Here is a 12,272-nt window from a genome sequence, read left to right on the forward strand (position 1 = left end):
GCGTAACAAGGTCGTCACGATAACGGAAAAGCACCCGCCGGCACCATGGCGTCAGTTCTTGCGGGCCTTTGCAAAGGCGTCGGCGAAGGCGCCGCTGGCGGGCGCTGCGGTCGGCTTCGGAGGGCTCGTGCGCGGCGCCGGCCGGGCATCGCGCGGACCGCGGTTGTCGCCGCCCGCCCCCGGACGGCCACGTGCCTGGCCCGGTTCGTCATCCAGGCGCATGCTGAGTCCGATGCGCTGGCGCGGCAGGTCGATTTCCATCACCTTGACCTTGACGATGTCGCCGGCCTTCACTGCGTCGCGCGGATCCTTGACGAAGGTGTGCGACAGCGCCGAGACGTGGACCAGCCCATCCTGGTGCACGCCGATGTCGACGAACGCACCGAACGCGGCCACGTTGGTGACGCGGCCTTCGAGAATCATGCCGGGCTTGAGATCCTTCACGTCCTCGACGCCTTCGGCGAAGCTCGGTGCCACGAACTCCGGCCGCGGGTCGCGGCCGGGTTTTTCCAGTTCCTTCAGGATGTCGCGCACGGTCGGCACGCCGAAGGTGCCGTCGGTGAACTGTTCGGCCTTCAGGCTGCGCAGGAAGCTCGCGTCGCCGATGATGCTGCGCACCTCGCGGCCGCATTGCGCGATGATCCGCTCGACCACCGGATAGGCTTCCGGGTGGACCGAGCTGGCGTCCAGCGGGTTGTCGCCGTTGGATACGCGCAGGAAGCCGGCGCACTGCTCGAATGCCTTGTCGCCCAGCCGCGGTACCTTCAGCAGCGCCTTGCGGTTGGCAAACGGACCGTTCGTGTCGCGATGCTTCACCACGTTCTCGGCAACGCCGGCACTGAGCCCGGCCACGCGCGCGAGCAATGCGGCCGAAGCGGTGTTGACGTCGACGCCGACCGCATTGACGCAGTCCTCCACCCGCGCATCGAGCGCGCGGGCCAGCTTGATCTGGTTGACGTCGTGCTGGTACTGGCCCACGCCGATTGCCTTCGGTTCGATCTTCACCAGTTCGGCGAGTGGATCCTGCAGGCGGCGCGCGATCGAGACGGCGCCGCGCAGGGTCACGTCCAGGCTCGGGAACTCCTTCGCCGCGGTTTCGGAAGCCGAATAGACCGAGGCACCGGCCTCGCTCACCACGATCTTGGACAGCTTCGCCTCGCCGAGTTTCTTGATCAGCTCGCCGGCCAGCTTGTCCGTCTCGCGCGAGCCGGTGCCGTTGCCGATCGCGATCAGGTCCACGTCATGCTGCTTGCACAGCTTCGCCAGCGACACCAGCGATTCATTCCACTGTTTCCTGGGTTCCAGCGGGTAGATCGTGTCGGTGGCCAGCAGCTTGCCGGTAGCGTCGACCACCGCGACCTTGCAGCCGGTGCGGATGCCCGGGTCCAGGCCCATGACCGTCTTGGCGCCAGCCGGCGCGGCCAGCATCAGGTCCTTCAGGTTGTCGCCGAACACACGAATCGCCTCGTCCTCGGCGCCTTCGCGCACGCGGCCGAACAGGTCGAGCGTGAGATGCAGGTGCAGCTTCACGCGCCAAGTCAGGCGTACCGTCTCGCGCAGCCACGCATCCGCGGCTCGGCCGCGATTCTGGATATTCGCATGCGCCGCGACGCGGCCCTCGCCTTCGGCGTGGCCCTGTTCGCTGTCGGCGGCAGGCGCCATTTCGAGTTCGATCACGCCCTCGTTGCGCGCGCGCATCAACGCCAGCAGGCGGTGCGAAGGAATCTTGCCGATCGGTTCGACATGGTCGAAGTAATCGCGGAATTTCGCGCCCTCGTTCTCCTTGCCCTCGACCACCTTCGCGCGGATCTGCCCTTGCGCCCACAGCCAGTCGCGCAGCTCGCCGACCAGGTGGGCGTCCTCGGCGATCGACTCCATCAGGATTGCGCGCGCGCCGTCCAGGGCGGCGCGCACGTCGGCCACGCCTTTCTCCGCATCGACGAACGCTTCGGCGAACGCTTCCGGGGTCAGTGCGGGATCTTCGCGCAGCGCCAGCGCCAGCGGTTCCAGGCCGGCTTCGCGGGCGATCTGGGCCTTGGTGCGGCGCTTCGGCTTGAACGGCAGGTACAGATCCTCCAGCCGAGCCTTGGTGTCGGCGGCGAGCAGGTCGGCCTTCAGTGCATCGCCAAGCTTGCCCTGTTCTTCCACGCTGGCCAGGATCGCCGCGCGGCGTTCTTCCAGTTCGCGCAGATAGCGCAGGCGCTCTTCCAGCAAACGCAGCTGGGTATCGTCAAGACCGCCAGTGACTTCCTTGCGGTAGCGCGCGATGAACGGCACGGTGGCGCCGCCGTCGAGCAGGTCCACGGCAGCGCGCACCTGTTCGGTCCGGGCGGCGATGTCGTTGGCGATGCGTTGTTCGATGCTGAGCATAAGGCGGTGATTTCCTGCGGCGACGTTTTGCGGATGAAGAAAGATCAAGCCGTCGATGATAACAAGCGGCTTCGTCGTACCGGGGATGCCATGGCACAAACGAAGACGGCACCGCGGCGTGCCGCGGTGCCGTCGTGGATAGGGCGGATCAGGCGCTGAACGAGTTGCGCTTGTCGGTCGATGCCTGGTTCGGCTTGAACTCGCTGGCGCGACCGTTCAGCACCAGGGTATCGGCGATCAAGTCATGCAGACCCTGCTTGCGCCGGGTCCAGGCGACCATCAGGAACCCGATGAACAGGATGAGCGCGCTGAGGAGCTTGGCCAGATAACGTCCCAGTGCGCGGGGCAGGCTGATCCGCCGGCCCTGCATGTCGGTGACCCGGATGCCCAGCGCCAGCTTGCCCGGCGTGGCCTGCCATGCCGAGCTTTCGCACAGCGCGAAATACAGCCAGCCGATCACGAAAGTGAGCAGCAGTGCGGGCCACATCGTGGAGTAGAACTGCGCCTGCGCCGCCATGATCACGTGCGTGTCGCCAGCGGCATTGGTGGCGGCCTGCTGCAGGGCATCCTTGGCCGCATCGACACCGAACATTTTCTCGATCAGCATCTGCGGGATGTACAGGATGATCGCATCGAGGATATAGGCGGCCACGCGCTTCCAGAAACCGGCGTGATCTTCCAGTGCCGCGGTGGTGATCTGCGGCAGCAGGGGCGCGCTGGGTGGCACATGGGGATGGCCGGGGTCGGCCGGAGGCGTGGCAACTGTTGCTTCATCCGGAAAAAGCACGGACAGCGGCTGCCAATCGGCGAGGCCCTCGTACCAGGCCAGATCCGCGGGGCTGACCTGGCCGCTGCGCAACCATTGGCGCACGTCGTCTTCCTTGTACGGGCCATGCCGTTCGCCGTCGCGGCCGATCCAGATTTCCATCGCACACACTCCATGCTGGTCAAAGTCCGCATGATGCCATGAGTGGACGAGGCCGCGAGCGGGTCGCGAAGGTGGAATCAGGCAGCGTCGCGGCGTTTCAGATGCACCAGCAGCAGCGAGATGGCGGCCGGTGTCACGCCACTGACGCGCGCGGCCTGGCCGAGCGTGGCCGGTAGCGTGCGCTTCAACTTGAGCAAGACCTCGGCCGACAGTCCACGCACCTTGTCGTAGTCGAAGGTGGCCGGAATCGCGGTGTGTTCATGCCGGCGCTGGCGCTCGATCTCCTCGCGCTGGCGCTCCAGATAACCGGCGTACTTGACCTGCACCTCGACCTGCGCGGCCACGTCTTCGCGCTCGACCGCCGGTCCCAGCGCAGCAACGCTGGTGAGCTTCGCGTAATCCAGTTCGGGCCGGCGCAGCAGATCGATGGCGCTGGTTTCGCGGCTGACCGCGATGCCGAGCTGATCTTCGACGTGCTTGCCCAGCGCGTTACCGGGCGTTACCCACAAGCCGCCGAGACGCTGCAACTCGCGCTCGACCGCTTCGCGCTTGCTGCGCAGCGCATCGAAGCGTTGTTGCGGCACCACACCCAGTTCAAAACCCTTTTCGGTCAGGCGCAGGTCGGCGTTGTCCTCGCGCAGATGCAGCCGGTATTCGGCGCGCGAGGTGAACATGCGGTACGGCTCGATCGTGCCGTTGCTGGTGAGGTCGTCGATCAGCACGCCGATGTACGCCTCGTCGCGGCGTGGATACCACGGCGCCTTGCCCTGTACCGCCAGTGCAGCGTTGAGTCCGGCGATCAGGCCCTGCGCGGCGGCCTCTTCATAACCGGTGGTGCCGTTGATCTGGCCGGCAAAGTAAAGGCCGGGAATCGCCTTCGTTTCCAGCCACGGATTGAGTCCGCGCGGATCGAAATAGTCGTACTCGATCGCGTAGCCGGGGCGGGTGATGTGCGCGTTTTCGAAACCCTTGATCGAATGCACCAGCGCCAGCTGCACATCGTACGGCAGCGAGGTGGAGATGCCGTTCGGGTAGATCTCGAACGTGTCCAGTCCTTCCGGTTCGATGAAAATCTGGTGCGAGGATTTCTCGGCGAAGCGCACCACCTTGTCCTCGATCGAGGGGCAGTAGCGCGGGCCGACACCCTCGATCTGGCCGGTGTACAGCGGCGAGCGGTCCAGTGCGCCGCGGATGATCTCGTGCGTGCGCTCGGAGGTATGCGTGATCCAGCAGCTGACCTGGCGCGGATGCTCCTGGCGGGTGCCCAGGTAGGAGAACACCGGCGCCGGATCGTCGCCGGGCTGTTGCTCCAGTTCGCTGAAGTCGATGCTGCGCAGGTCGATGCGCGGCGGCGTACCGGTTTTCAGGCGGTCGGCGGCGATCGGCAGTTCGCGCAGTTTTTGCGCCAGCGCGCTGGCGGGCGGATCGCCGGCACGGCCACCGGCGTACTGCGCCTGGCCAATGTGGATCTTGCCGGCAAGGAAGGTGCCGGCGGTGAGCACGACCGTGCTGGCGCCGAACGACAGCCCCATCTGGGTGACCACGCCGCAGACGCGGCCGTTCTCGATGATCAGGTCGTCCACCGCCTGCTGGAACAGTTGCAGGTTCGGCGCGGTCTCGATCATGCGCCGGATCGCCGATTTATACAGCGCGCGGTCGGCCTGGCAGCGCGTGGCGCGCACGGCCGGGCCCTTCGATGCGTTCAGCGTGCGCCATTGGATGCCGGCAAGATCGGCAGCGTGAGCCATCGCTCCGCCCAGCGCGTCGATCTCCTTGACCAGGTGACCCTTGCCGATGCCGCCGATGGCCGGGTTGCAACTCATCTGTCCGATCGTCTCGATGCTGTGGCTGAGCAGCAGCGTGCGCGCACCGGCGCGCGCAGCGGCCAGCGCGGCCTCGGTGCCGGCATGGCCGCCGCCGATGACGATGACGTCGTAATGGATCGGGTGGCGCATCGAACTGCCCTGAGCATGCAAAAAGTGACAAAACGGGGCGCCATGGTACCGCCATCAAGGTCTTGCGATCCGATCGGCGAATGTTGGCATGTTTACTGCTTCAACCCTTTCGCACTTTCACGGGCAGACGCAGCGCGGCAACGCGCGCCGAGATCGGACGGACAGGGGTTCGATCGCGTACCAGGAAAGGAAGCATGACGGCACCCTTCGGGGTGCCGTCGCCTTTTGCGGCTTCGAAAGGCCCAAAAGACAAGGCCCCGCGGCTTGTGGCCGCGGGGCCTTGTGCTATTAGATCTGGCGCCCGGCGGTCTCAGGAACAGGGGGAATCCAGGATGACCGTATTGCCGAGCGCCAGAAACCGGGAATCTGTTGGTGGTGACGTGGGCCGATGTTCACCGAAAATGCGTGAACAAGGGGTGACTGAAAGGGACTTTTGTGTCCGACCACGGCAGCAGATGACGTGTTGCGTCAGTCGTGTGATGACAACCTCGAATTCACTGTGATCAAAATCACACATTGGCATGGCGGTTGCTTCCCACTCCTCACCAACGACTGAGGAGTACGTCATGGACACCAATTTCGATTTCCAGCCGGTTTATCCGCGTCACGACCTGATGATCGAACTCGGCCAGGTCGAGATGGCGATCGATGGCTTGAATGAGCGCGAAGGCGATGAGCACAGCGCGATGCAACCGCAGCTGCAATCGCGCATGCACAGCCTGCTCGAAGCGCTCGATCATCTGGCCGTCTGAGCGAATCTTGCGAGCTCCGGCTGGTGGTTCAACAGTCACGGGGCGGGCGCCGCCACCAGCGGCGCTGCCGATCAGTGATTCAGCACGCTGTCGATGATTTCGGCCAGATTGCGCGACAGACCTTCCCGGCTGGCCAGCCCCGCGATCGCTTCATGCGCCGCATCGCGGCGGCGTGGCTCCAGTCGCTGCCAGCCATTGAACGCCGTCGCCAGTCGTGCCGCCACCTGCGGGTTCAGGCCGTCCAGTGTCACCAGCCGTTCGGCCAGCAACCGGTAGCCGGCACCGTCGATGCGATGAAAACCGCTGGGATTGCCGCGCACGAACGCACCGAGCAATGACTGCACGCGGTTCGGATTCTTCAGCGTGAACGCCGGATCCTGCTCCAGCTCCGACACACGGGCCAGAGCGGGTTCACCCGGCACCTGCACCTGCACCGCGAACCACTTGTCCAGCGCCAGCGCATTGCCGGCGTGCCGGTCGCGATAGTCGCGCAATGCCGCTACGGTCTGTGGCGCATCGCAACGCACCAGCACGGATAGAGCGGCGAGACGATCGGTCATGCCGGGCGCCGCGTGATACTGCGCGGCAGCGAGCGCGCAGGCGCCCGCCTGATCGAGCAGGCTCAGCAGTTCCAGCACGCGCCGCTTGAGCCGGCGGCGCGCCTGGCTGACGGCATCGAGTTCGCTGTTGGTGTGCGTGGCCAGCGCGGCATATCGCTGGCGCAACGCGTCGACGCCCAATCGTTCGGCCAGTTGCTGCTGCAACGCCTGGCGCAAATCATGGATACGCTGCGGATCGATCGACGTTTCGCGCTCGGCCAGTTCGATTTCGCCCGGCGGCGTCAGCAGGTCGGCCAGCAGTGCATCGTCGATGGCATCGTTGTCGAACAACAGCGCCAGCGCGTCGCACCAGGCCAGCAAGGCATCGTTGGCCGTGCCGTCGCGCAGGTTTTCGTAGGCGCGCGCGGCCAGTTGCTGGCCGGCCTCCCAGCGATTGAAGCCGTCGACATCGTGGGCCAGCAGCAAGGCCAGTTCGTCCGGGGTGTAGTCGCATTCCAGGATCACCGGCGCGGAGAAGCCGCGCAGCAGTGATGGCACCGGCGCCGCGATCACGTTGGTGAAGACGAAGCTCTGTTCGATCCGGTCCAGCACCACCACCATCTCGGTCGTTTCTTTGGACGTCTGGCCGTCCATACTCAAGGGCAGCATGTTGCCCTGGCGCGTGAACAAGGCCAGTTTCACCGGAATCGGCAGCGGCGACCGGGCTTCCGTGCCATTGCCACCCGAGGCGGGCTGGGACAGTGTCAGGGTGTATTCGTGGCGGACGTCGTCGTAGTGGCCGCGCGCCTTCAGTCGCGGCGTACCCGCCTGGCCGTACCAGGCCAGGTAGGGCATCAGGTCGATGTGGTTCGTTTCGCCCAGCGCCGCGAGGAAATCTTCCAGCGTGGCGGCACGGCCATCGTTGCGCTCGAAGTACCGGTCCATGCCGCGGCGAAAGCCATCGCGGCCCAGTGCGCCGGCGAGCATGCGCACCAGCTCGGCGCCTTTTTCATACACCGTGGCGGTGTAGAAGTTGTTGATCTCGCTGTACTGCGCCGGACGCACCGGGTGTGCCAGCGGGCCGGCATCCTCGGGAAATTGCGCGCGGCGCAACAGCGCGACGTCCTCGATCCGCTTCAGCGGCGCCGAGTTCATGTCGGCCGAGAAACTCTGCTCGCGGAACACCGTGAGGCCTTCCTTCAGCGACAGCTGGAACCAATCGCGGCAAGTGACCCGGTTGCCGCTCCAGTTGTGGAAATATTCGTGCGCGACCACCGCCTCGACGTGGCGATACTCATCGTCGGTGGTCGAGTCCGGCTCGGCCAGGAGGCACTTCGCGTTGAAGATGTTGAGGCCCTTGTTCTCCATCGCACCCATGTTGAAGTCGTGGGTGGCGACCACGTGGAATACGTCCAGGTCGTAGTTGCGACCGTAGGCCTGCTCGTCCCAGCGCATCGAGCGTTCCAGCGCGTCCATCGCGTAGTGGCAGCGATCGATCGCATCGACTTCGGCCCAGATCTTCAGCTGCACCGCGCGGCCGTCGGCGGTGACGTAGTCGCGCCCGATCACTTCCAGCCGTCCGGCGACCAGGGCGAACAGGTAGCTCGGCTTCGGATGCGGGTCGACGAAGCGCGCCCAGTGCCGGCCGCCCTCCAGTTCGCCGGCACCGTCCGGATTGCCGCCGGCCAGCAGCACCGGGAAACGTGCACGGTCGGCGCGCAAGGTGACCGTATAGCTGGACAGCACGTCGGGCCGGTCGGGAAAGTAGGTGATGTGGCGGAAGCCCTCGGCCTCGCACTGGGTCAGCAGGAAACCGGCTTCGCGCGAACCGGACAGGTACAGGCCTTCCAGCGCGGTGTTGGCGGCCGGTCGCAGCCGCACGCGGGTTTCCAGCACGCTGCCATCGCGGGCGCCATCGATTTCCAGCACGTTGCCGGCGTAACGATAGGCGGTGGCGGGCAGCTGCTCGCCATCCAGCTTGATCGACAGCAATTGCAGGTTCTCGCCATCCAGCCGCAACGGTGCGTCCTGCGTGGGATCGCGGCGCAGCAGCAGGCGCGCGGACAGTTCGCTGGCATCGATGCCGAGGTCGAAATCCAGCTCGACAGTCTCCACCCGCCAGGCGGGTGTCCGGTAGTCGCTGAGGCGGATCAATGACGGGGTTTGTGGGGAAAGTGCGTGCATGGGGATACAACGGGGAAAGGGATCGGTCAGGTTAACATGCGGTCTTTCGAGCACAGGAAAAACGCCGTGAACGTGACGCGATATACCGCCGAACACAGCCGCCTGGGTGACCAGGAAATCGTGGTGTTGAGCGATGCCCTGGAGCATCGATGCATCCGCATCGCGCGACGCGGTGCCGCGCTGATCGGGTTCGAGGCAAGGTTCGATGGCGCGCTGCGCGATCTGGCCGATGGTTACCGCGATGCCGCCGAAGTGGCCAGCCAACCAGGCTCGCGCTTCGCGATCATGGTGCCATTCGCCGGACGGATCGCCGACGCGCGCTACAGCTTCGATGACCAGCCGCAGGATCTGCAACCCGGCGTGGTCGGTGCCGAGCGGGGCATCCGGCACGGTTTCGTGCGTAATGTGGATTTCGACATCACCGTGCTTGCCGCGGATGATCGCGGCGCCCGGGTGACTCTGGTCACCAAGGCTATCCGGCCGCAGCCCGGCTACCTGCATGCCATCGATCTGGTGGTGACGTTCACGCTGGATGCCGGCGGTCTTGCCCTTGAAGCCTCGATGCACAACGTCGGCGACAGCGCCGCGCCGTGCTTCTTCGGCTGGCATCCGTACTTTCGCTTGGCCGATGGCGACGTCGACGGCTGGCAGTTGCAGATTCCCGCAGAGACGCTGATCCGCACCGACGCCGCGCTGATCGCGTTGCCCGGTGCAGCGGCCTATGTGGCGCTGGACGACGCGCCCGCACTGGATTTTCGCGAGCAGCGGCGGATCGGCGACAGCATCATCGATCAGGGTTATACCGATCTGCAAGCGGATGCCGATGGCCGCATTCGCACCCACCTGCGTGACCCGGTCAGCGGCCGAGGCATTGCGGTCTGGCAGGAGCACGGCGTGATGCATGCGTTCACCGCCGACACCGTAAGCCGCGACGTCCGTCGGGCGATCGCGCTGGAGCCGATGGAATGCATGGCCGATGCATTCAACCGCGCCGATTGCGTCGACGCGATCCGGCTGGAACCGGGTGCCGAGCGAATTTTCCGTTGTGGCGTGGAGATCAAATCATGATGAACGCGTTGCCCGGTTTCGAACAGATCCGCGATGCCGCCGCGCGCATCGCACCGTACGCCAGCATCACGCCAGTGTTGCGCAGTGCGGCGCTGGATGCGCTGGCCGGCGCCGAGCTGCATTTCAAATGCGAGAACCTGCAGCGCGGTGGCGCGTTCAAGTTTCGCGGCGCCTGCAACGCGGTGTGGTCGCTCAGCGACGCGCAGGCCGAGCACGGCGTGGTCACCCATTCTTCCGGCAACCACGGCAATGCATTGGCACTGGCCGCCGCCACCCGCGGCATCGCCGCGCATGTGGTGGTGCCCGAAGGGGCGGTGCGCGCCAAGCTCGACGCGATCGAGCGCGCAGGCGCGATCCTGCATCGCTGCGCGCCGACCCAGGCCGCGCGCGAGGCGATGTGCGCCGAAGTGCAGCGTGCCACCGGCGCCGAGCTGGTGCATCCGTATGCCGACTATCGGGTGATGGCCGGCCAGGGCACGATCGCACTGGAACTGCTGCAACAGGTAACTGGCCTGGATGCGTTGATCACACCGGTCGGTGGCGGTGGCCTCGCCAGCGGCGTGGCGATCGCCGCGCACGGTATCGACCCGGCACTGACGTTGTTCGGCGCCGAGCCGCTTGGTGCGGATGATGCGGCGCAGTCGCTGGCGCAGGGCGCGCGGGTCACCACGGTGGTGCCGGACACGATTTGCGACGGCCTGCGTGCGCTGGTCGGTGAACGCAATCTCGATGCGTTGCGCGAGCAGCATGTCGAGGTGATCACCGTCAGCGATGCGGAGACCATCGCCGCGATGCAACTGCTGTGGTCGGAGTTGAAGCAGGTGGTGGAGGTGTCCAGCGCCACCGTGCTGGCGGCGATCCTCAAGCAGCCGCAGCGTTTTGCCGGCAGGCGTGTCGGTGTGGTGCTGACCGGCGGCAACGTCGATCTTGGCGCGCTGCCGTGGTGAGCGCGACATGCGGGGGCCGATCCGAATGGCGCTTGCTCAAGGCCGCCCGACTCGTGTTCTGCCCCGTTCTCGCTGAGCGCAGCCCGCGCAGCGGGCGCAGTCGAAGCGCCGCCGTGTGAGGGCGCCCTCGTCGCGGGTATGTCCTTCGACTTCGACCTTCGGCCTACGCTCAGAACGAACGGGGCCTCAAGCAAGTGTCATTCGGGTTCGATCCCTTTCGTTCCGTCCGCATGGGTGACGCATTCCCGGCTGCAGATCCCGTCGTCGATCACATTGCCGCATTCACGGCATGGCACCCTCGGCGTGCTCCGACCAGCGTGCCGGGAAATCCTGCACCTCATCCACTTCCGGCAGAAAGATCATGCGCGGTGGCGGATGCATGAGGAACTGCTGGTGCGAAATGTTCCAGGCGTAGGCGCCTGCCAGCGGAAATACCAGGTGGTCGCCGGGTGCTAGCGCGGCGATGGGCTGCGCCCGCGCCAGTACGTCCTTGGGCGTGCACAACTGGCCGACCAGGGTCACGCGTTGGCCCTCGATGAGCGGGCGCTTCTGTCCGCGCCGCACGAAGAACGGGTGATCGTGACCCTGCGCCGCGGGCGTACGGAAATGATGAGTGCCGCCGCGGGCGATCGCGAAATAAGCGCCATGGCTGCGCTTGATATCCAGCACTTCCATGACGTAGTAACCGCAGCTCGCACTGACGTAACGTCCCGGCTCGAAGCGCAGGCGGATGTCGTCGTGGCGCAGCTGGCGCAAACCCGCGCAGAAGCGTGGCCAGTCGAACGAGGCCGCCGGGTCGGCGTAATTGACGCCGAAACCGCCGCCGGCGTTCAACACGGTTATGTCGAGCTGGTAGGTGCTGCGCCAGGACAGCACGCGTTCCAGATAGGCGCGTACCAGGGTCAGTTGCAGCTCCACGTCGTGCTGGTGCGACATCAGGTGGAAGTGAAAGCCCTGCAGCCGCAGCGACGGGCTTTGCCGCAGTTGCGCGATGGCCTGCGGCAAGTCCTGTTCGTCCATGCCGAACGGGCTGGGCGCATTGCCCATCATCAGGCGGGTGGTGCCGATGCCCTCGAGTGCGATGTTCATGCGCAGGAAAACCGGGGTCTGCCGTCCTGCGCGCCCGGCGATGCGCGAGAGGCGCGCGAGTTCGCCGAGGCTTTCCACGTGTATGGCGCATTCCGGCAGCGATGCGGCCAGTGCCAGCTCGCTATCGAGCTTGCCCGGGCCGCCGAACAGCAAGGGACGTCCGGGTTGCTGCCGATGCAGCCATTGCAGTTCGCCGCCGGAGGCCGCCTCGAAGCCGTCGAACCACGGCGCCAGCGTCTGCAGCAGCGGACCTTCCGCATTGGCCTTGGCCGCATAGAACAACTCGCAGCCCTCGGGCAGGCATTGCCGCATCTGCGCAGCGTGGTTGCGCAAGGCCTGCAGGTCATAGAGGTAGGCGCAGACCGGCTCGTCGCTGTCACGGCATAGCGCGGCGATGGCACGGTCGATACGTGGATGGGCGTGGGCCAGCATGGTGTTTC

At 65.9% G+C, this 12,272-nt stretch carries 8 protein-coding genes; 3 read left to right on the forward strand and 5 right to left on the reverse strand.

The features are described from left to right. Nucleotides 1-51: 51 nt before the first annotated feature. The 3 genes from ACPPVV_RS01395 to mnmG form a co-directional block, all read right to left on the reverse strand. Nucleotides 52-2,370, reverse strand: coding sequence for a Tex family protein (locus tag ACPPVV_RS01395; RefSeq protein ID WP_426701699.1), 2,319 nt, complete (start codon nt 2,368-2,370; stop codon nt 52-54). A 148-nt stretch (nt 2,371-2,518) separates the two neighbouring features. After that, entirely contained in the window at nt 2,519-3,298 is a 780-nt protein-coding gene (locus tag ACPPVV_RS01400; protein ID WP_426701700.1) for an RDD family protein, read from the reverse strand. Nucleotides 3,299-3,375: 77 nt separating this feature from the next. Next, nucleotides 3,376-5,253 (reverse strand): tRNA uridine-5-carboxymethylaminomethyl(34) synthesis enzyme MnmG, encoded by a 1,878-nt coding sequence (gene mnmG / locus ACPPVV_RS01405; RefSeq protein ID WP_426701701.1) that lies wholly within the window; start codon nt 5,251-5,253, stop codon nt 3,376-3,378. Between the two features lie 566 nt (nt 5,254-5,819). Between mnmG and ACPPVV_RS01410 the strand changes: the two genes are divergently transcribed. Beyond that, on the forward strand, nt 5,820-6,005 hold the full coding sequence (locus tag ACPPVV_RS01410; RefSeq protein ID WP_426701702.1) for a hypothetical protein: 186 nt from the start codon (nt 5,820-5,822) through the stop codon (nt 6,003-6,005). Nucleotides 6,006-6,076: 71 nt separating this feature from the next. Here the strand turns inward: ACPPVV_RS01410 and pepN are convergent, their stop codons facing one another. Further along, on the reverse strand, nt 6,077-8,728 hold the full coding sequence (gene pepN, locus ACPPVV_RS01415; RefSeq protein WP_426701703.1) for an aminopeptidase N: 2,652 nt from the start codon (nt 8,726-8,728) through the stop codon (nt 6,077-6,079). 66 nt (nt 8,729-8,794) lie between these two features. On the opposite strand from pepN, the gene ACPPVV_RS01420 reads away from it, so the two are divergent. Both ACPPVV_RS01420 and ACPPVV_RS01425 read left to right on the forward strand, forming a co-directional pair. After that, entirely contained in the window at nt 8,795-9,796 is a 1,002-nt protein-coding gene (locus ACPPVV_RS01420; protein WP_426701704.1) for an aldose epimerase, read from the forward strand. Continuing rightward, a complete protein-coding gene (locus tag ACPPVV_RS01425; protein WP_426703138.1) occupies nt 9,796-10,743 on the forward strand; it encodes a pyridoxal-phosphate dependent enzyme in 948 nt (315 codons plus the stop codon). The genes ACPPVV_RS01420 and ACPPVV_RS01425 overlap by 1 nt, the downstream gene beginning before the upstream one ends. Nucleotides 10,744-11,025: 282 nt before the next feature. On the opposite strand, the gene ACPPVV_RS01430 is transcribed toward ACPPVV_RS01425, so the two are convergent. After that, complete coding sequence (locus tag ACPPVV_RS01430) at nt 11,026-12,264, reverse strand: type III PLP-dependent enzyme (protein WP_426701705.1); 1,239 nt, start codon at nt 12,262-12,264, stop codon at nt 11,026-11,028. Between the last annotated feature and the right edge of the window lie 8 nt (nt 12,265-12,272).

The organism is Rhodanobacter sp. Col0626 (assembly GCF_049994385.1).
GTDB lineage: Bacteria > Pseudomonadota > Gammaproteobacteria > Xanthomonadales > Rhodanobacteraceae > Rhodanobacter.

Excerpts from the sequence above, each read along its gene's own strand:
- ACPPVV_RS01395 (WP_426701699.1), bottom strand. The coding sequence starts at position 2,370 with ATGCTCAGCATCGAACAACGCATCGCCAACGACATCGCCGCCCGGACC.
- ACPPVV_RS01400 (WP_426701700.1), bottom strand. The coding sequence starts at position 3,298 with ATGGAAATCTGGATCGGCCGCGACGGCGAACGGCATGGCCCGTACAAG.
- mnmG (WP_426701701.1), bottom strand. The coding sequence starts at position 5,253 with ATGCGCCACCCGATCCATTACGACGTCATCGTCATCGGCGGCGGCCAT.
- ACPPVV_RS01410 (WP_426701702.1), top strand. The coding sequence starts at position 5,820 with ATGGACACCAATTTCGATTTCCAGCCGGTTTATCCGCGTCACGACCTG.
- pepN (WP_426701703.1), bottom strand. The coding sequence starts at position 8,728 with ATGCACGCACTTTCCCCACAAACCCCGTCATTGATCCGCCTCAGCGAC.
- ACPPVV_RS01425 (WP_426703138.1), top strand. The coding sequence starts at position 9,796 with ATGAACGCGTTGCCCGGTTTCGAACAGATCCGCGATGCCGCCGCGCGC.
- ACPPVV_RS01430 (WP_426701705.1), bottom strand. The coding sequence starts at position 12,264 with ATGCTGGCCCACGCCCATCCACGTATCGACCGTGCCATCGCCGCGCTA.